14 protein-coding genes and 1 pseudogene are annotated in these 20616 nt (G+C 54.3%); 6 read left to right on the plus strand and 9 right to left on the minus strand.

From position 1 onward, the window contains the following. Entirely contained in the window at positions 1 to 966 is a 966-nt protein-coding gene (locus AC1M2H_RS09935; protein WP_480151252.1) for an ABC transporter permease, read from the plus strand. After that, positions 966 to 1886, plus strand: a complete 921-nt coding sequence (locus AC1M2H_RS09940; protein WP_480151253.1) for an amidohydrolase family protein — start codon at positions 966 to 968, stop codon at positions 1884 to 1886. Before AC1M2H_RS09935 ends, AC1M2H_RS09940 begins: the two co-directional genes overlap by 1 nt. A 610-nt stretch (positions 1887 to 2496) precedes the next feature. Here AC1M2H_RS09940 and AC1M2H_RS09945 read toward each other — a convergent pair. From AC1M2H_RS09945 to aroA, 3 genes are all read right to left on the minus strand, one after another. Then, positions 2497 to 3704, minus strand: a protein-coding gene (locus AC1M2H_RS09945) for an IS3 family transposase (RefSeq protein WP_480151850.1) whose coding sequence is annotated in 2 segments (ribosomal slippage) — positions 2497 to 3383 and positions 3383 to 3704 — 1209 coding nt in all. Because the reading frame shifts where the segments join, the coding sequence is not laid out codon by codon here. Between the two features lie 88 nt (positions 3705 to 3792). Continuing rightward, on the minus strand, positions 3793 to 4326 hold the full coding sequence (locus tag AC1M2H_RS09950) for a carbapenam-3-carboxylate synthase domain-containing protein (protein WP_480151254.1): 534 nt from the start codon (positions 4324 to 4326) through the stop codon (positions 3793 to 3795). Positions 4327 to 4357: 31 nt separating this feature from the next. Then, positions 4358 to 5734 carry a 3-phosphoshikimate 1-carboxyvinyltransferase gene (gene aroA / locus AC1M2H_RS09955; RefSeq protein WP_480151255.1) on the minus strand — a complete coding sequence of 459 codons (1377 nt, stop codon included), beginning with the start codon at positions 5732 to 5734 and terminating at the stop codon, positions 4358 to 4360. A gap of 140 nt (positions 5735 to 5874) precedes the next feature. On the opposite strand from aroA, the gene AC1M2H_RS09960 reads away from it, so the two are divergent. After that, positions 5875 to 6569 (plus strand): IS1 family transposase gene (locus AC1M2H_RS09960; RefSeq protein WP_480151256.1). Its coding sequence is split into 2 segments (ribosomal slippage): positions 5875 to 6121 and positions 6121 to 6569, totalling 696 coding nucleotides; the frame shifts between segments, so codons are not numbered across the junction. A gap of 753 nt (positions 6570 to 7322) precedes the next feature. Then, positions 7323 to 7796: a glycine zipper family protein gene (locus AC1M2H_RS09965; protein WP_480151257.1), complete on the plus strand. Its 474-nt coding sequence runs from the start codon at positions 7323 to 7325 to the stop codon at positions 7794 to 7796. 87 nt (positions 7797 to 7883) lie between these two features. Here the strand turns inward: AC1M2H_RS09965 and baeR are convergent, their stop codons facing one another. From baeR to AC1M2H_RS09990, 5 genes are all read right to left on the minus strand, one after another. Next, on the minus strand, positions 7884 to 8609 hold the full coding sequence (gene baeR, locus AC1M2H_RS09970) for an envelope stress response regulator BaeR (protein ID WP_480151258.1): 726 nt from the start codon (positions 8607 to 8609) through the stop codon (positions 7884 to 7886). A 132-nt stretch (positions 8610 to 8741) separates the two neighbouring features. Next, on the minus strand, positions 8742 to 10127 hold the full coding sequence (locus AC1M2H_RS09975) for an efflux transporter outer membrane subunit (RefSeq protein WP_480151259.1): 1386 nt from the start codon (positions 10125 to 10127) through the stop codon (positions 8742 to 8744). A gap of 3 nt (positions 10128 to 10130) precedes the next feature. Beyond that, the gene (locus AC1M2H_RS09980; protein ID WP_480151896.1) at positions 10131 to 13232 is read right to left on the minus strand and encodes a multidrug efflux RND transporter permease subunit; all 3102 of its coding nucleotides are present in this window, start codon (positions 13230 to 13232) and stop codon (positions 10131 to 10133) included. Further along, entirely contained in the window at positions 13232 to 16420 is a 3189-nt protein-coding gene (locus AC1M2H_RS09985) for an efflux RND transporter permease subunit (protein WP_480151260.1), read from the minus strand. Before AC1M2H_RS09985 ends, AC1M2H_RS09980 begins: the two co-directional genes overlap by 1 nt. Beyond that, positions 16417 to 17652: an efflux RND transporter periplasmic adaptor subunit gene (locus AC1M2H_RS09990; RefSeq protein ID WP_480151897.1), complete on the minus strand. Its 1236-nt coding sequence runs from the start codon at positions 17650 to 17652 to the stop codon at positions 16417 to 16419. Before AC1M2H_RS09990 ends, AC1M2H_RS09985 begins: the two co-directional genes overlap by 4 nt. A 164-nt stretch (positions 17653 to 17816) precedes the next feature. Here AC1M2H_RS09990 and AC1M2H_RS09995 point away from each other — a divergent pair. After that, positions 17817 to 18508 (plus strand): IS1 family transposase gene (locus AC1M2H_RS09995; RefSeq protein ID WP_480151898.1). Its coding sequence is split into 2 segments (ribosomal slippage): positions 17817 to 18066 and positions 18066 to 18508, totalling 693 coding nucleotides; the frame shifts between segments, so codons are not numbered across the junction. Between the two features lie 230 nt (positions 18509 to 18738). Here AC1M2H_RS09995 and AC1M2H_RS10000 read toward each other — a convergent pair. After that, positions 18739 to 19122 (minus strand): annotated as a pseudogene (locus AC1M2H_RS10000) (IS1 family transposase); the annotation flags it as partial. 317 nt (positions 19123 to 19439) lie between these two features. Here AC1M2H_RS10000 and AC1M2H_RS10005 point away from each other — a divergent pair. Then, positions 19440 to 20615 carry an efflux RND transporter periplasmic adaptor subunit gene (locus AC1M2H_RS10005; protein ID WP_480152316.1) on the plus strand — a complete coding sequence of 392 codons (1176 nt, stop codon included), beginning with the start codon at positions 19440 to 19442 and terminating at the stop codon, positions 20613 to 20615. Position 20616: the final 1 nt, after the last annotated feature.

The following is a 20616-nucleotide window of genomic DNA, read 5'->3' on the forward strand; positions in this document are numbered from 1 at the left end:
ATGAAACCTGCAACAACACAGACGCTGAACTTTATCCAAAGCCGTCCGTGGATCTGGGCCTGCGCGGGATCGCTGGCGGTATGGATTGTCGCAATGGTGTTTTCCCGCGGGCAGGGGGCGATGGGCATGCTCCTTATTTCGCTACAGTTCGCGACCTTCTACGTGCTGGTAGCGCTGGGGCAGATGCTGGTTATCTCCTGCGGCAGCGGCAATATCGACCTCTCGGTGCCTGGCGTGATGACCCTGGCCGCCTACGTTGGCCTCGGCATTGCTCATGCCAGTAACGCCTCGATTCCGCTGGCGCTGCTGGCGGTGGTCGGGGTGGGCGTTGCCTGCGGCCTGTTCAATCTGCTGCTGATCCAGGGGCTGAAAATACCGCCGATGATCGCCACTCTGGCCTCAGCCTTTGTTACGCAGTCGCTGGCGATCGCCTGGTCCCGTGGGGCAAGCCCGCTGCCGCCGTCGATGCTTGCTGACGCGGTGGGTATGCGGGTGCTTGGCGTGCCGCTGCTGGCCGTGGCAGTTATGCTGCTGGCGGTGGGGATTGCTCTATGGTTGAAAAGAAACCGTACAGGACGCACGCTGCTGGCGACCGGACAGAATATGCGTGCGGCGCAGCTGACGGCGCTGCCGGTTAAGCGTGCGCTGTTTACCGCCTATATCGCTTCTTCATTGTTCGCTGCGCTCTGTGGCCTGCTGCTCTCCTCCTTTGTTGGTGGTGCAACTCTGGATCTCGGGCAGGACTATCAGCTGATGTCGATCGCCTGCGTGATCCTCGGCGGCACCTCGGTATCGGGTGGCTATGCCACATCGCTGGGGGTTTGGTGCGCGGCAATGCTGCTGGTGCTGACGATCACCATGCTCAACATTTTGCAGGTTAGCCCCGGAACGCGCTATCTGGTTACCGGCTTGATTATCGTTACCGTGCTGGCGGTGGCGAAAAAACCAGGGGAGGGATCCCATTGATGCGCAATATTGAACGCGTTGACTGTCATCATCATCTGTGGCTCCCTTCGCACTACGCCTATCCCTGGCTACAGCCCGGCGCCGACCGGCCGATGGATATCTTCCCTGATCTTGCGCCGATTGCCGGTGATTACTGGATTGATGATTACCTGGCAGACGTGCGTGCCGCTGGCGTGGTGAAAAGCGTGCATCTGGATAGCGGCTACATTCCCGACGATCCGGTCGGAGAAACCCGTTTGCTCCAGGCGCTGGCGGATAAGCGGGGTTTTCCGCATGGGATAGTAGCGCGGGCGGCGCTGGAACAGCCGGACGTTCAGGCCACGCTGGAAGCGCAAACCGCTTTTGCGAATCTACGCGGTGTGCGTCATATCCTTAATTGGCACCCGGATGCAGGAAAACGTTTTACCTCGCGCAGCGACTGGATGGAGGATGGCCAGTGGCTGAAAGGATTCGCCCTCCTGGCCCGCTACGGGCTTTCATTTGATTTACAGATCTGGCCGCATCAGATACCGGCGGCTGCGGCTCTGGCCCGACGCTTCCCTGATATTTCGCTGATCCTCAATCACGCCGGAATGCCGGTTAAGCAAGATGCTGACGGCCGCCGCGAATGGCAAACCGGGCTGCGTTTGCTGGCAGCCTGCGAGAACGTTACCGTGAAGATCTCCGGCCTCGGTATGGTCTTCCCGCACTGGAGTCTGGCCAGCGTGCGTGGATGGGTAGAGGAAATTCTGACGATTTTCGGTACGCGACGGGTGATGTTCGCCAGTAATTTCCCTGTGGACAAGCTCTACAGTGGACTAAGTGAACTTTATCAGGCGTTTGATCTACTGACCGAAGATCTGACTGACGAGGAGGCTCATGCGGTGTTTTACCAGAACGCCGTGCGGGTATATCGGCTGGATATCACTAAACATGTCTGACGAAAATAGCGAAACCCGTAGTTTCAGTGTCAATTCATCGACGCAAAAAACGGTGTAAGTATCCCGGTAGAACGAACCATTTAACCTGACCCCGGATTTGAGCACCAACTTTTCCCGATGCGGAGGGTAAACTGAAGATGCCCCTGGAAGACCTTTCACGCTAACTTTTTGAATCTGCATCAGATAAATATTCAAAAAGAGGCATGAAAAAGCCCGCTTAAGTTTCCTTAAGCGGGCTTCTCTAAATATGGCTCCTCTGACTGGGATCGCCTTAGCCATTAACTGGCTAAAAAATAAGCTAAACCTAAAACCACTCTCTGTCAAGACCACCAGAATGACCACCAATAGGTGTGGGTTACATAAATCTTGTTTAAGCATTCCGATGTACATAACGATCGTTACTATGCTTCTACATAACCTCATGAGCAAAAAATGATTGAAGGTCAATTGATCTTCTCTTCGGATTTGATTCTGCACTTTTTCATTGGCACAATTGATAATGGCCGTCCAAAAATTAGGCGATTATGTTGATATACCGCTAATTGATGGTTTTATCTCGGTATTTGCCCCAAGTGATCTTGACCCGCCATCTCCGGACAGCTTTTGTATCTTAAGTTAACGATGCCCGCTGCCGCCGGTACTCTCTCGGAGAGTGATATCCCAGCGCACTGTGCGGGTGATTTTCATTGTAGTGATTGAACGCCGCTGCAAGGTTCTGTAGCGCTGTTCCCACATCTGGTTTTGGCATGAACGCGATGTAATCTTCCTTCATCGTTTTCACGAACCGTTCGGCCATGCCGTTACTTTGTGGGCTGCTCACCGCTGTTGTACACGGCTCCAGATTCAGTTCTCGCGCGAACTTCTTCGTTTCATGCGCGGTGTACGCTGAACCGTTATCTGTCAGCCACTGCACTGGTTTACCCGGCAGCGTGCTACCGAAGCGCCTTTCCACTGACCTCAGCATCACATCCTGTACCGTTGAACTGTCGTAGCCTCCCGTGCTCGCTGCCCAGTCTATGGCCTCCCGGTCGCAACAGTCCAGTGCGAACGTCACCCGAAGCTTCTCGCCGTTGTCACAACCGAACTCGAAGCCGTCTGAACACCAGCGCATATCGCTTTCCGCTACCGCGATTTTGCCTTTATGCTCCCGCTTCGGACGCTCTGGTTTATCACGCAACAACAGCAGGTTATGCTCGCTCATTATCCTGTAAAGCCGTTTGGCGTTCACCGGTGGAAGTCCCTCTACACGGCGTTGCTTACGCAGGATACCCCACACCCGCCGGTAACCGTAGCTGGGCATGTCGCTGATGATGCCGAGGATCTCCGACAGTATCTCTGCATCAGCTTCGTCATTACGCCGGTTGCTGCGCCTGTCCTGCCAGTCGGCAGAGCGGCTCACCCGCAGTGATAACTGCGCACGCGACACGCTCATGGTGCGACTAACCAGAGCTATTCCCCGTCCTTTGGCAACAAGGGCGCGTGCGCTATCCATTTTCGCGACTGGCCGTACTCCACCGCTTCTTTGAGGATCTCAACTTCCATCGTCTTCTTACCCAGGAGACGCTGTAGTTCCCGGACCTGTTTGAGTGCAGTCGCCAGCTCCGAAGCCGGAACCACTTCCTCTCCGGCCGCAACGGCGGTGAGGCTACCTTCCTGATATTGCTTCTTCCATTTAAACAGCAGACTGGGCTGAATACCGTGCAGACGAGCAACGTGGGAGACATTCATACCCGGCTCCATTGTTTGCTGGATGATGGCAATTTTCTCTTGCGGAGTCTTACGCTTACGGGCTTCTTGCCCTAACAGGATCCCGGTCATCTCAAAATTAACATGGTTGTTAGACATATATTTAAGCCTATCTCTTATCTGGAGATACAGCTACTGTCCGGTGTTTCAGGGGGCTACATCACGTTTTGATATCTGATGCGAGGCTCAGCAATGACTTCATCTCAGATGCGACATACCAGATATTATCTTTTTGCACATAATATAAGGGCTTGATTCCGACATGGTCTCGGCCAATAAGGAATGTATTTTTATCGTTATCTACAATAACAAAAGCAAACATACCATCAAGACGTTCGACAAAAGAAGGCCCATACTCTATATATGCTTTAAGCAGAACTTCCGTATCTCCCGCGCCTTCAAATTTATACCCAATCTCTGCTAAATCTGCGCGAATTTGCTTATAATTAAATATTTGGCCATTAAGAACAGCATGAATATCGCGTTCATTGTCTGATACTGGCTGCCTTGCACAATCCCTCTCAACGATCGCCAGACGATTTGTTGCGAGTCCAAAATTATTCTTAACCAAATGTTCATTAAAATTTGATGCATCGCCACGATGTGCGATCTTCTCCATCATCGAAAAAAGTGGACCTTCAATATCAACTATTGAATTTGAGCTGGTACCATATATTGCAGCAATCCCACACATGTATAACTCCTTTCAATTAATAATATAATCTTCATGAATTTTTTTTTGCGAGTTCACTGATTTCTGCTCCAAGGTATTTGACCTCTGAGAAATATTCAGGATAGGTTTGCCCCACGTGATAGGGTTCTTTAATCAGTATTGGTTCTCTGCAATGCATTCCGATTGTCGTGAGTGCCATTATCAATCCGTGATCATAGTGGCCGTCCAGGGTTACACCTCCATCATATCCCACGGGATTCCCATGTATGATCAGCTGATCTTGCTTTTCATCAGATTTAACTCCGAGTTTTGAGAGCTCTCGCCTAAAGTCGGAAATGCGATCAGATTCCTTGTAGCGAATATGTTCGATGTTGTAGAAAGTACTGGTACCATTTGCAAATGCAGCTCTTGCAGCTAATGCTGGCACAGCATCTGGAGCGAGCGAACCGTCAAAATCCAAAGGGCGGATATCAGGAGTACCGGAAATACGGATTTTGTTATCTGCAAGGAACTCAATGCCTGTGCCACTGTCGAGTAAATATTGGATTACAGCACCGTTTCCAAGCTCTTCCTCGAAAAAACCACTCAATATGACATCGGAGTTCATTGATCCACATAGAGCTAATATTGCGGCAGTGCTTGCAGGGTCAGAACCTACTTCAAAATTAGTTGCAGTAAGTTGCTTTTTGCCGTTAACAAAAAATGTTCTGAAGTCTGTATCGAATGATATTTCACCACCAGCCCGCTTAAGGTTGTTTATGGTCGTATGGACCATTGATGGTGCTGTTATACTATCGGTTACACGAATCGTAAGGTCTTCGTTACCAATTGCGCCAAGATAAAGCAAACCACTTAAAAACTGAGAACTTTTCCTACAAGAAACTTCGGTATAGTTTGCCAGCTTTCTGTTTGATTTGATTTTTATAGGGAGGCGATCATCCTCGCCCATTGACTCACAATGCACATTCAGCATTCGTAGGGCATGTACCATTTCTGTCTGAGAACGAACTCCTAATGAGTTTTCGTACTCTGTAGTAAATCTTGACTCTGGTAGATACCCTGCTATCCCCATGAAGAGTCGCAGGACTACTCCAGAGTTACCTGGATCAAAATCAATAGGATTATTCACTGAATGTATGTTGATACCATTCACTATGAGAATCCCGTCTTTTTCTTTATATGTTGCTCCAAGGCGTTCGCAGTTTTTTTTCATGGAGATTGTATTAAAACCAGTAGCTACGTTTGCTATTTTGCTTTCTCCGGTAGTTACAGCTGATGTCAATAAAGCTCTTGTTGATGAACTTTTTGATGACGGCAAATTTAAAGTACCCTTTAATCGCGAAGTGAAAGAGACCTTGACTAGCTCTATGGTTTTATCAATTCTGTTACTCATAATTTCTCCTAATATATTTATACTTCCAATTTTCATTGAATGTTAGCCCCTAAACGCTTAAGGGTTTCAATGAATCCTGGAAATCCGTCATTTAGCTTTTTTACACCGTGAATTGTTGATGGGTAATGCCTCTAATTAGTTGAATGATGTATAATACCCGCTTTTGAGGTTTTCTCATGGCCAGCGTTAACGTTCATTGTCCCCGTTGTCAGTCTGCTCAGGTTTATCGCCATGGTCAGAACCCTAAAGGCCGTGACAGATTTCGCTGTCGTGACTGCCACCGCGTGTTTTTACTCACCTATACCTATGAAGCCCGTAAGCCGGGTGTCAAAGAGAAAATTACCGAAATGGCCTTCAACGGTGCCGGTGTCCGGGATACGGCAAGAACGCTAAAAATCGGCATTAACACCGTCATCCGCACTTTAAAAAACTCGCGCCGAAGCGAATAACATCCTCTCCGGTTGCCCATGCAGATGTGGCTCTTATCTGTGAACTCGATGAGCAATGGGGCTTTGTCGGCAGTAAAGCCCGGCAGCACTGGCTCTGGTATGCCTACAACACCAAAACAGGGGGCGTTCTGGCTTATACGTCCGGCCCCCGTAATGATGAGACATGTCAGGCGCTGCTGGCGTTATTGACCCCCTTCAGCATTGGCATGATAACGAGCGACGATTGGGGAAGCTACGCCAGAGAGGTGCCGAAGGAGATACATCTGACGGGTAAAATTTTCACACAGCGCATTGAGCGAAACAATCTGACGCTGCGAACCCGTATCAAGCGGCTGGCACGCAAAACAATATGTTTTTCACGTTCCATCGAATTGCACGAAAAAGTCATCGGCGCATTCATCGAGAAATACATGTTCTACTAATTGGATGCATTACCGATAAACCGGCCGGAAGGTATTTTTGCCTGGCTGGCGAAGATAAAAATTAATGTCATAAATTGAAATAACTATGTCGATTTAAACCGCAATATATACACAAAAAATCTGCTGTTGAGCGCTACTTTCAGTGAAAAGTCGCCGGAGCAAGAGATACGAAAATCATTTCTGCCTGTTGCCACCGTATTGTCTGTTTTATTGCCAGTCTACCTGTAAAAACCACTGCAACCACCACCCGGCGACGGCAAACCTTCTGGCGAGATGAAGGTAAAGTAACAACATGAATTCCAGCACCTTTTATGTTCTGGTGAGTGGCCGGAACCAAGGTGCCTACCGCTATCATTGCTGGCTTTCAGTGAAAAGAAAATAGAAGGTAAGACTTATGAGACGCTGGACCCCATCTATCGCAGGCGCTGCAGTTGCTATAGTTTTTTGTTCATCGGCTATGGCGTGGCCTGGCCCTGGGCCGGGTCCAGGCTGGCGCCCGGGTGAACCGTGGTGGCCAGGACCGTTCGGCCCGGTCATTGTGCTCTCACCAGAACCTGTTATTTACCCACCGCCTGTACCTGCCGTTCCAGCTCCGCAGGTGCAGGTCTGGGTGGAGAAAAAACCTCACTTTAGGTACTACTGCCCGGAATCGCAGGGATTTTATCCACAAGTACCGCGGTGTCCTAAGGGATGGATGAAAGTAGTCGAACCGAATTAGAAGGTATTGCGATGAAAAAATGTGTTGTATTGAGCATGGCGATTTTATCCGCGATCGCCCTGGCGGGCTGTGTTTCACCTCCCCGGGCACCGACGGTAATGGTCCTGCCCGGGAGCGGCAAAACGTATGAAAGCTTTCAACATGACGATGTGATATGCCGTAACGCCGCCTCCCGCGCGGTGGGCGGCGAAGCGAATAATGCCAATAATAATGGCGTCGCGACGGCGGCGGCTGGCACGGCAATTGGCGCCGCCGCCGGGGCTCTTATTGGTAGCGCCGGGGGACCCCGAGGCGCCGCGGGGGGCGTAGCCGTTGGCGCGGCCAGTGGATTATTGGTCGGTAGCGCTATTGCCGGTAATAACAGCGGCGGTGCCCGCAGCTCATTGCAGGATCAGTATAATGTTACCTATGTACAGTGCATGTATGCGAAAGGGAATAAGATCCCGCAGGCATATGCCTGGGACGAGCAGGAAAACGCGAATGATGTGCCGCCCGATTATCACTCATAGCGGGATGTGACCGATACCGGTAAAGAGGCGCTGCCGAACGCAGCCGCCGCTATTTTATGGCGTGGGAATATGGTTCGGATTTAGTCGTCACGCCAGATGGCAACCATCGGCTTCCCAGCGGTAACCAACGCCGTATACTGCGCGGATAAATGTCCGCCTGGCATCCAGCATCTGTAGTTTACGGCGCAGATTTTTGATATGGCTATCAATGGTACGATCGGTTACCACGCGATAATCATCGTAAAGATGATTCAACAGCTGCTCGCGTGAAAAGACTTTTCCTGCTTCCTGAGAGAGCGTTTTCAGCAGGCGGAATTCCGCGGCCGTCAGATCCAGTTGTTTATTCTGCCATGATGCCTGAAAACGTTCTTCATCGATGATCAGCGGACTGTTGGTATTGGGAGGCGTCTGTCGTTCGCATGAGGGTTTGCAGCGCCGCAGGATAGCGTTGACTCGCGAGACCACCTCACGCGGGCTGTATGGTTTACTGATGTAATCATCTGCGCCGATCCCCAGCCCCAGCAGCCGATCGATTTCCTCAGTTCTGGCCGTAGCCATGACGATCGGAACCTCGGAAATACGACGAATTTCCCGACAAAGCGACAGACCGTCCATACCGGGCAACATCAGGTCCAGCAAAATCAGGTGAGGGGGAGTAGCAAGAACATAGGGGAGCACCATATCGCCCCGATGGATCAACGCTGGGGCAAATCCCTCCTCCAGCAAATAATCGCTGAGGAGTTGTCCCAGTTTTAGTTCATCTTCCACAATCAAAACAGGCGGTGCATTTTCGTCAACGGGTAGCTTCGTCATCGCTCTCTCGCTAAATCGCGCAAAAGGTTATTCTTAGCAAAAAATATGATGAAAATATGGCCTGCCAGGCCATTTTATTTGCCCGTTTGTTTCTCCCGAAAGCAGGGCGGTACCGCGGGATATATGCGCTCGTTAACCCCAGGAGCCGCCCAGCGCGACGATCAGCTTAACGCTCGCGACCCATTGAGTGCTTTGCAGAGACAATAAATTTTGTTGTTCGCTCAGTCTGCTGTTCTCGGTGGTGGCGACATCAAGATAATCAATCATTCCCGCGTCATACTGATTACGGGTGACCCGCGCCGACTCCTGCGCGGCGACGGTGGCCCGCTGCTGCGAGGCGACCTCGCCCTGCAGGGTGTTCAGCTCGACAAGGTAATTTTCCACCTCCTGCAATGCTTCCAGCACCGTTTGCCGGTAGCTGGCCACCTTCGCGTCATAGGCGGCGCGGGCCTGTTCGACTTCCGCCGAGGTGGCGCCGAAGTCCAGCACAGTGCCGCTTAGTGACGGACCGAGGGACCAGACGCGATTCGGCAACGACAGCAAATTGTGCAACGCCGAGGAGCTGACGCCGCCGCTGGCGCTTAAGGTCAGATCCGGGTAGTAACCGGCGATCGCCACGCCCACCGCGGCGTTTGCCGCTGCCACATTGCGTTCCGCTTCGGCAATGTCCGGGCGCCGTTGCAGTAGCTGGGCCGGCAGCGCCTGTGGGATCGCCGGCAGCGTCGCGGTCAGCTTCGCCGCCGGCAGGCTGAACTGCGCCGGCGCCTTGCCGATCAGCAGCGCGATGGCATGCTCCAGCTGCGCGCGCTGCCACTGATAATCCAGGGCGGAGGCGCGCGCGCTCTCCAGCTGCATCTGCGCCTGCGCCAGCGTAGCCCGCGATTCGCTGCCCGCCTGATATTTATTGTTTATCACCCGCAGATAGCCTTCATAAGCGGCGACGCTGCGCTGATACAGGGCGATCTGTTCATCCATCACCCGCAGTTGAAAATAGTCCTGCGCCAGTTCGGACTGCGCGCTGAGGGTGATGTTGGCAAGCTCGGCGGCGCTGGCCTCGGCGCTGGCGCGGTTCTCTTCGAGAGTGCGGCGCAGTTTGCCCCACAAATCCAGTTCCCAGCTGGCGCTCAGCTCTGCCTGGTGAGTATTGCCGGTGGTGCGTTGCCCGCTGCTGCGGCTGCCGCTACGGGTCGAACTGGCGTCATAACCGAGCGTCGGGAAGAGGTCGGCGCGCGACCCCGCCGCCAGCGCCTGAGCCTGGCGATACAGGGCGGTATAATTGGCCACGTTCTGGTTGGAGATGCTGACCTGGCGCAGCAGGCTGTCAAGCTGCGGGTCGCGATAGACCGCCCACCACTCGCCTTTGCCGACGCTATCCTGCGGCGCCGCCTGGCGCCAGCCGCGGGCTTCTTTATAATGCAACGGCATCGTCATCGTCGGGCGCTGATAATCCGGGCCTACGGTGCAACCGCTAAGCAATAATAGACAGATGACCGAAGTCATAGGTAACGACATTTTCATTCATCAGGATCCTGCATGGCGCAAGCGCTGCCACTGACGGCGGGTCGCGCGACTAAGACTATCGAGCCAGAGATAAACTACCGGCGTGGTGAACAGGGTGAGCAGCTGGCTGAGGGCCAGACCGCCGGCGATCGCCAGCCCCAGTGGGCTGCGTAAATCGGCATCGCCGCCGCTGCCTAAAGCGAGGGGCAAGGCGCCAAAGAAGGCGGCGAGGGTGGTCATCATGATCGGCCGGAAACGAATCAGGCAGGCCTGCACGATCGCTTGCTGCGGCGTCATTCCCAGCCGCCTTTCCGCATCAAGGGCGAAATCAATCATCATGATGGCGTTTTTCTTGACGATGCCGATCAGCAGGATAATGCCGATCAGCGCGATCACCGTAAGCTGGGTATTGGTCAACAGCAATAGCAACAGGGCGCCGACGCCCGCCGAGGGCAGCGTCGACAGGATCGTCAGCGGGTGGACATAGCTTTCATACAGCACCCCCAACACGATATAAATCGCCGCCAGCGCCGCGACGATCAGCCACGGCATGGTCGCCGTCAGCTCCTCATAGGCTTTCGCTGTGCCCTGAAACCCGGCCTGCACTGAGGAAGGCAGGCCAATTTTGGCCATCGCATTTTTAATCAACGCCTGCGCCTGCTCCAGCGATACGCCGTCGTTAAGGTTAAACGCCACCGTGCTGGTGGCCGACTGCCCCTGGTGCGCCACCGAGAGCGGGGCATTGCCGCCGACAAAGCTGGAGAATGCCGAAAGCGGTACCCGGTCGCCATCGTCGTTGACGACATACAGCTCCTGCAATATCGCCGGATCGCGGGTGTAGCTATCCGCAAGGGTCATCACCACATGGTACTGGTTGAGGGTGTGATACAGGGTGGCGATCTGTCGTTGGCTGAAAGCGTTGTTCAGCATGGTGTCGAGCATGTTGACGTTAACGCCGAGACGGGTGGCGCGGTCGCGATCGATCTGGATAACCACCTCCTGTCCCCCGGTTTGCGAATCGGAGTCCACGCTATTGAGCTGCGGAATCGCCGCCAGCGCCGCCTGGACTTTCGGCGTCCAGGTGCGCAGCAGACCGAGATCGTCGGCCTGCAGGCTATACTGGTAGCTGGCGTTTGCGCTGCGCCCGCCGATGTGTAGATCCTGCGCCGCCATCAGGAACATCTGCCCCCCGGGGAAATGGCTGGTTTTCATGCTCAGCCGGTTGGCGACTTCGGTTGCGGTGGCGCTTCGCTCGCTGAGATCCTTCAGCCGGACGAAGAAGTTGGCGCTGTTGCGCGAACCGAACATGCCGCTGCCCATCGACGACATCACGCTATCCACCGCCGGATCGGCTTCGATGATTTTGGTGAATGCCTGCACTTTGGGCGCCATCGCCTGGAAGGAGATATTCTGATCGGCGCGCAGCGCCCCCATCAGCAGACCGGTATCCTGATTGGGGAAGAATCCTTTCTGCACCACGCTATAGAGAAAAATGTTCAGCATCACGGTCAGCATCAGGCCCAGCATCACCAGTTTCTGATGCTCCATCACCCAGTTCAGTCCGCGCGAATAGCCGCTCAGCAGGTGGTTAAGCTGATTCTCGATGCGTTGATAAATCGGATGCCGTCGCTGGCTGACCGGCGGTTTTTTCTTCAGCAGCCGCGAACAGAGCATTGGCGTCAGGCTCAGGGAGACAAACATGGAGATCAATAACGACACGCTAAGCGTGACGGCGAATTCGCGGAACAGGCGCCCGACAATACCCCCCATCAGCAGGATCGGAATAAACACCGCCACCAGTGAGACGGTCATCGACAGGACGGTGAAGCTCACCTCGCGCGCCCCTCGCAGCGCGGCGCGCAACGGACTGAGCCCCTCTTCGATATGACGGGCGATATTCTCCAGCACGACGATGGCGTCATCGACGACAAAGCCGGTGGAAATAATCAGCGCCATCAGCGACAGGTTATCCAGGCTATAGCCGAGGAGGTACATCACCGCGCAGGTGCCGATCAACGATACCGGCAATGCCAGCGCCGGTATCACCACCGCCTGCAAGTTGCGCAGGAACACGAAAACCACCGCGATCACCAGCAGGACCGCGATCAGCAGGGTCTCTTCGGTGTCGTACAGCGATTCACGTACCGTAGTTGAACGGTCCACCACCACTTTAAGCTGGGTATCGGCGGGCAGGTTTTTCTCCAGCGCCGGCAGCTGCACTTTAATCGCATCGATGGTTTCCAGCATATTGGCGCCGGCCTGGCGCATAATGCCGATCATCACCGAAGGTTTGCCGTTGAGATAGCCGGCCTGATATTTGTCCTCAACGGAGTCATAGACGTTAGCAACATCGCTCAGTCGCAAGGTCTTGCCGTCCTGGTAGGAGATAATCAAATTGCGGTACTGGGCGGCCTTGTCGAGCTGGCCGTTGCCATCCACTACCCATGACTGGCTGTCGCCCTGCAGCATCCCCTTCGGCAGATTGGTGGTGCTATTAGCCACCGCGCTGCGCACGCTGTCAAGCGAGATACCGTAGTGGGTCAGCTTCTGTGGCTGCAGATCGATGCGCACCGCTGGCAAGGCGCTGCCCATTAACGACACTTCGCCGACCCCCTTCACCTGGCCGACGGCCTGCTCGATTTTGCTTTCCGCCAGATCGTACAGTTCGCCGGGCGAACGCGAGGCTGACGTCAGCGCCAGCATCACGATCGGCGCATCGGACGGGTTGGCCTTACGGTAGGTCGGTAGCGATTCCATGCTGCTCGGCAACAGGCTGCGGGCGGCATTGATCGCCGCCTGCACGTCACGGGCGGCGCCGTTAATATCGCGATCGAGATCGAACTGCAAAATAATGCTCGACGACCCTTGCGAACTGCTGGAGGTCATCTCGGTGATGCCGGCGATTTGCCCGAGAGCGCGCTCCAGCGGCGTGGCGACGGTCGCCGCCATGGTTGCCGGGCTGGCGCCTGAGAGATTGGCACTGACCATAATGGTCGGGAAATCGACCTGCGGCAGCGGCGCCACGGGCAGCAGCCGATAGCCAAGCCCCCCCAGCAGCAGGATGGCCAGGGTGATAAGCAGCGTGGCCACCGGACGGAAAATAAACAACCGGGTCATATTCATCACTTAACCTGTGTCTGCTGCTTACGTTTCACCCAACGGTTGCCGCGTGCGGCCATGCCATCGAACCACAGGTAGATAACCGGAGTGGTAAACAAGGTCAGCAACTGGCTGACGACCAGACCGCCGACGATCACCAGCCCCAGCGGCTGACGCAGCTCGGCGCCCGAACCGGAGGCCAGCATCAGCGGCAACGCGCCGAGCAGCGCGGCCATGGTGGTCATCATGATCGGCCGGAAACGCAGCAGGCAGGCCTGGTGGATCGCCTCCCGCGGGCTGAGCCGCTGTTTGTATTCCGCCTTCAGCGCAAAGTCGATCATCATAATGGCGTTCTTTTTGACGATACCGATCAGCAGAATCACCCCAATCAGGGCGATCAGGCTGAAGTCGGAACCGGCCAGCATCAGGGCCAGCAGACCGCCCACCGCCGCCGAGGGCAGCGTGGAAAGGATAGTCACCGGGTGGATAAAGCTTTCGTACAGGATCCCCAGCACCACATACATTGTCAGCAACGCCGCGAGGATTAGCCACAGGGTGTTGCCGGTGGCGCTCTGGAAGGCGGCGGTCTCCCCCTGATAGCGTAGCGTGATGCTGGTCGGCAGCTGCAGTTGTTCGCTCACTTCGCTAATCGCTTTCTGTCCATCTTCCAGCGAGTAGCCATTATTGAGGTTGAACGAGATCATTACCGCCGGGAACTGATTCAGGCGCATATGCATCAGCGAACCGGTACGCTGATGAATGGTGGCGATGGCGGTTAATTTCACCATTCCGCTGGTGCTGTCGGAGCTGCCGGAAGAGCTCGATGAACTGGTGGAGCCTGATGAAGATGAGCTTGAAGACGAAGATGAACTGTCGCTGCTGGTCGACGGCTGCAGCCAAACGTCGTTAAAAGAGGCCGGCGACTGTTGATATTGCGTTTTCACCTCCAGCACCACGCGGTACTGATTCGCCTGGGTAAAGACGGTGGAGACAAGACGTTGGCCGAAGGCGTTGTACAACGCCGTGTCGACGTCGGACGCGGTAATGCCGAAACGCGCGGCTTTATCGCGATCGAGGGAGACGTAGGCCACGCGGCCCTGCGATTGTAGATTGCTCACCACGCCGTTAAATTCCGGGCGTTTTTGCAGCGCGCTGACCAGCTGTGGTGTCCAGGTGAGCAGGCTCTCGCTGTCGGCATCATCAAGGGTGAACTGATACTGGCTTGGCGTCACCTGGTCGTTGACCGTTAAATCCTGCGCCGGCTGCAGGTACAGCTGAATGCCGACCACCTGTTTCGCCGCTTGCTGGAGCTGTTTAATGATCGCGGCGGCTTTATCATCGCGCTCGTCGAAGGGTTTCAGGTTGATTTGCAGCCGGCCGCTATTCAGGCTGGTGTTGCTGCCGTCGATGCCGATTGTTGAAGAGAGACTCTCTACCGATGGGTTTTGCAGAATGACTTTCGCCAGCGCCTGCTGCCGCTTCGCCATTTCGTTAAACGATACATCCTGCGAGGCGATGGTCACCCCCTGGATCAGTCCGGTGTCCTGCACCGGGAAAAAGCTCCTGGGGATGAAAATATACAATACGGCGGTCAGCGCGAAGGTCGCCAGCGCCACCAGCAATGTCAGCCGGCGGTGGTTAAGTACCTGGATCAGCAGACGATCGTAGTAGCGGATTAGGGCATCAAACATCTCGCCCCCTTTGCGGGCGAAGCGGGACTGTTTTTCCGCTGGAATATGGTGCAGCAGATAGGCGCAGAGCATCGGCGTCAGGGTCAGCGATACCACCATTGAGACCAGTATCGACACCGCCAGGGTGATGGCGAATTCGCGGAACAGCCGTCCAACGACATCCCCCATAAACAGCAACGGAATCAGCACCGCTATCAGCGAAAAGGTCAGCGAGATGATGGTAAAGCCGATCTGCTGCGAACCTTTGAGCGCCGCCTGCATCGGAGGCTCGCCTTCCTCCAGCCGGCGGGAAATATTTTCCACTACCACGATGGCATCGTCGATGACGAAGCCGGTGGCGATGGTCAGCGCCATCAGCGACAGGTTATTCAGGCTAAAGCCGGCGAGGTACATCACGCCGAAGGTACCGATCAGCGACAGCGGTACGGCGATACTGGGGATCAGCGTCGCCGCCACGCTGCGCAGAAACAGGAAAGTGACCATCACCACCAGCGCGATGGAGAGCATCAGCTCGAACTGTACATCGCTTATCGAGTCGCGAATGGTCTGGGTGCGGTCCGAAAGGATGGTCATTTTCACGCCATCCGGCAACGCGGCCTGCAGCTGCGGCAGGCGAGCTTTAATATTATCCACCACCTGGATAACGTTCGCGCCAGGCTGGCGCTGTACGCTGATCACAATCGCGGGGCTGTTATTGGCCCATGCCGACTGGAAGCTGTTTTCCGGTCCCTGCTCAATATGGGCGATATCCTTCAGGCGCAGCGCCGCGCCGTCCTGATACGTCAGGATTAAGTTGCCATACTCTTGCGCGGTGCGCAGCTGGTCATTGGCATCGATAGTCACCGAATGGTACTGGCCGTCGAAGCCGCCCTTCGAGCCATTGACGTTGCTGTTGCTAATCAGGGTGTTCACATCTTCCAGCGTCAGTCCGTGCGCCGCCAGCGCTTTGGGATCCATCTGCACGCGGATCGCCGGCTGATGGCCGCCCGCCAGGGTCACCATGCCGACGCCGGAGATTTGCGATAACTTGAGCGCCACCCGCGTATTGACCAGATCCTGCACGTCGGTCAACGGCAGCGTATCAGAGCTGGCGGCAAGGGTGATGACGGCGCTATCCGCCGGGTTGACCTTTTTATACGTCGGCGGGTTCGGCAGGTCGCTCGGCAACAGGCTGTCGGCGGCGTTGATCGCGGCCTGCACTTCCTGCTCGGCAACGTCCAGAGATAGATCGAGCGAGAACTTCAGCGTGATGATAGACGAACCGCCGGAGCTGGTGGAGGTCATCTGGCTTAGACCGGCCATCTGCCCTAGCTGGCGCTCCAGCGGCGAGGTGATCGATGAGGCCATCACGTCCGGACTGGCGCCGGGGTAAAGGGTGGTGACCTGGATAGTCGGATAGTCGACCTGCGGCAGCGCGGAGGTTGACAGAAAGCGGTAGGCGAAAATACCGCTAATCAGGACGCCCACCATCAGCAGGATGGTGGCGACCGGTCGCTGGATAAAGAGACTGGACGGGTTCATTTGACGCTAGCCGTCGTGTTGCTTGAGGTTGCCCCGTCGTCTACCACCGACACTTTACTCGCATTACTCAGGCGGTCGATACCTTCGGTGACCAGCCGGTCTCCCGGCGCGACCCCGGATAAGATGACCTGTTGGTTATCCTGATATACCGGGCCGAGGGTAACCGCTTTCCGGGTGACCGTATTGTCTTTATTAATCACGTAGACGAAGTTGCCGTCGCTGCTCAGTTGCAGGGCCTGAGAAGGCGCTACCGTCGCCTGCTTCAGCAGACGGAGCTGCAGGCGCAAATTAACGAACTGGTTCGCGTATAGCGCCTCATTCTGGTTAGGGAACTCCGCTTTCAGGGTGACGGTGCCGGTGCTGGTATCAATCTGGTTGCTGATAAATTTTACCGCCCCCTCGTCAAGCTTGCTGCTGCCGTCCTGATCGAAAGCGGTGGCGGGCAATGTCTGACCGTTATGCAGCGCTTTGACCAGCTCGGGGATATTGCTTTGCGGAACGCTGAACGTGACTGCCGCAGGCTGCATTTGGGTGATGGTGACCAGCCCGGTGCTGCTGGAGCTCTGTACCATATTGCCCGGGTCGACCAGTCGCAGGCCGACGCGACCGCTGACCGGCGCGACAATCCGCGCATATTCGATGTTCAACTGCGCGCTGGCGATTTGCGCCTCGTCGGAGGCTACCGCGCCGCGATACTGGCCGACGGTGGCTATTTGCGAATCCAAATCCTGGCGAGCCAGCGAATCCTGGGCATACAGCTTACGATAGCGTGCGAGCGTCAGTTCCGCGCTTTGCAGTAGCGCTTTATTTTCGTTCAGCTCGCCCTGATACTGTTTTAGCGTTGCCTGATAGGAACGAGGGTCAATCTGCGCCAGCAGTTGGCCCGCAGTCACTTTTTGCCCTTCGGTGAAGTACACTTTATCCAGTTGACCATCCACCCGGCTGGTGACGGTAACCGTGGCATTGGGGATCACGGTGCCCAGTGCGTTGAGGTATACCGGTACGTCCGCCGCGCTGACGGTACCGCTATGTACCAGGGTGGCGCCGCCCATCGCGGCCATTGGGCCGGGATGCCCGCCCGGCCCACCGCCAGGTGGAAAATCGCCGCTTTGCGGACCTTTGCCCTGCGGTAATAAACGCCATATCACGCCGGCGGCAATCAGTAAAACAACGAGTAGCAACAGCCATTTAAACCAACGGAAACCCGCCGATTTGGACGTATTTTGTTTCATCATAATTTTCAAATTTTATTTATAATAACCGCTGTTGTATTAATTTAATCAATTGTTCGATATTTTGGTCTGCAGGAATGACTGAAACGGCTGCTGTATTGACATCAAAATCGGGCCGTGATGCGAATTCAGTGTTGTAGTATACTTCGTCTTTTGCGTACATGATGGCAAGGATTGATGTAGTTTGTCCTGAAACTCAGGGAGTCATCCGAAACGGTCACTCCAGCTCGGGCATGCAACTCTATCGCTGTAATCAATGCCTGAAAACCTTCCAGCTCAACTATCGCTACAACGGCGCTAAACCTGAAGCTCTTCAGTCCATTATTGATATGGCAATGAATGGCTCCGGATGTCGCGATACAGCAAGGGGGCTGAAGATAAGCCTCAACACCGTTCTCCGTCATCTAAAAAACTGCCCCCCCTTCAGGTAGCACAGTGCACTGAACCCGGCGCGGAGGTTGTTATCTGCTATGAAGCGGATGAACAGTGGTCATATGTCCGCTGTAAAGGCAATCCCCGGTGGTTATTTTATGCTTACGACCGCATCCGCAGGCGGGTCCTCGCCCATGTATTCGATCCCCGTAATGCGCTGACTCTGAAGCGTCTTCTGGTTTTGCTGGGCCGGTTTAATATTGCCTTCTGGATGAAGGATGCCTGGCCTGTTTACCTGAGTTTACTGGCCTTAGGAAGCCATGTTATCAGCGAAAAATATACCCAGCGTATAGAGAGACATAACCTCAATTTGCGGACTCATCTTAAGCGACTTGCGCGTAAGACTATCTGCTTCTCAAAGCCAGAGGAAATGCACGATAAGATCATCGGCTGGTACCTGTCGATCACCTATTACTACCACTAAATCTGTGTCAAGACCCAAAATCTACTAAAAATGATATCGATCAATAATGAAATAAATATGGTTACATTGTGAAGATTGTTGTTTTTATTTCTGACGAAAGAAAGGAACGGAATTAATCTGCAAAAGCGAATTTCCCAATGACAAATCGTGTTATATACTTTTATGGTAATGCCTTCAATCGATAGATATCCGTGAGCGTTAGTGCCTCCAACTAGTAGGACATGTATTTCTCGATGAATGAGCTGATTAAATATTTTACCAGTCAGATGTATCTCCTTCGGCACCACTCTGGCATAACTGCCCCAGTTATCGCTGGTAATCATGCCGATGCTAAAGGGCGTCAGCAGGGCCAACAATTCCCGACATGTCTCATCGGTGCGTGGGCCGAAGGTACAGGCCAGTACGCCACCCGTTTTGCTGTTTTAAGCATACCAGAGCCAGCGGACTTTACTGCCAACAAAGCTCCACTGCTATGAGTGCCACATAGGCATGAGCGTCAGGGGAAGAGGTTATCCGGGACGGCGAGAGCTTTTTAATGTCCGGATGACGGTATTGATACCAACCTTAAGAACTCTGGCGGTATCCCGGACTCCGGCACCGTTGTGTGCCAGTTCAACTTAATCCTCAGGGGTTGTAATTTTTTTTCAATATAATTTTCGTGAATTTAACCCATTAGTAAATCAATGGTTATTACGGAGAACGCGTTGCCGATATATAAGTATTATTTTAACTTTGTGAAGTTAATATGAAGTAATGTTATCGTTCGTATCTGAAACAGACTTGCGGGATTATTAGAGCCGATGGCATGCGATTTCTGAGGAAAACTATTAACTGGAATGGTATTTTCTCGTGGTTAAGATTAAGCACCGAAAGTAAATGTCATTGGTAATGAACTATAAATAAATTGATTTTTCTTTACAAAGTAATAAGAATGATTACTCTCAAAAAAATGGGGCTCACCATGAAAAGCAAAATTTCTCTCTTATGCGCCTGCCTGCTGCTCGCCAGTTGCGATAATTCGGGCTCCGGCGATGCGAGACACCAGCGACAAAACGCTCAGGTTTCTGTTGTGACGCTAAAAACGCAACCCATCATCATGTCGGCGCAATTGCCGGGGCGCACCTCGGCTATCCGTACCGCTGAAGTGCGTCCGCAGGTTGGCGGCATCATCCTTAAACGGCTGTTTAAAGAGGGAACCAATGTGAAGACCGGTCAGCAGCTGTATCAGATCGATCCTGCCACCTATGAGGCCGATTATGAAAAGGCCAAGGCGCAACTGCTTAAAGCGCAGCAGGTGCTCAACCGGGATCGGACCTTAATTAAAGCGAGCGCCATCAGTAAGGAATCTTATGATTCTGCGGTCTCGGATTATGGGCAGGCGAAAGCCAGCGCCAAAACGGCGAAGATCAACCTTGATTACACCATGGTTCGGGCGCCGATTAGCGGGCGTATCGGCCGTTCCAGCGTCAGCGAAGGCGCACTGGTCAGCAATGGGCAAAGCAGTGCGATGGCCACCATTACTCAGCTCGATCCCATCTATGTCGACGTCAGCCAGTCTTCCAGCAGTCTGTTAAAGCTCCGCCGGGCGCTGGAAAGCGGCCAGCTGGAAAAAACAAGTTCGCATGAAGCGGCGGTCACGCTGACTCTCGAGGACGGCTCGCAATACGCGCAGACGGGGCGGATGGAGTTCACAGAAGTTCAGGTCGATGAAGGCACGGGAACCGTGACGCTGCGCGCGCAGTTCCCGAACCAACACGGGGAGTTGCTGCCGGGAATGTTTGTCCATGCCAACGTCCAGCAGGGGTTGGCGACCGATGGGCTGATGATCCCGCAGGCGGCGGTCATGAGAACCAATAAAGGGACGCCTTATGTCTATACCGTCGGCACCGATAGCAAGATCCAGCAGGTGGACATCAGGACGGGAGAGATGCGCAACGGGCAGTGGCTCGTCATCGGGGGGCTGAAAGCCAACGACCGCGTGGTGGTCGACGGCCAGATGAAAGTCGCTCCCGGCGTAGTGGTGAATGCGGTTGAAGCAGCAAAACCGACGGCATCTGCCCGGACACCCGCTATTTCGCTCTCCACAATGGATGCATCATCACAGTAAG

This window comes from Klebsiella sp. F11, from assembly GCF_056712265.1.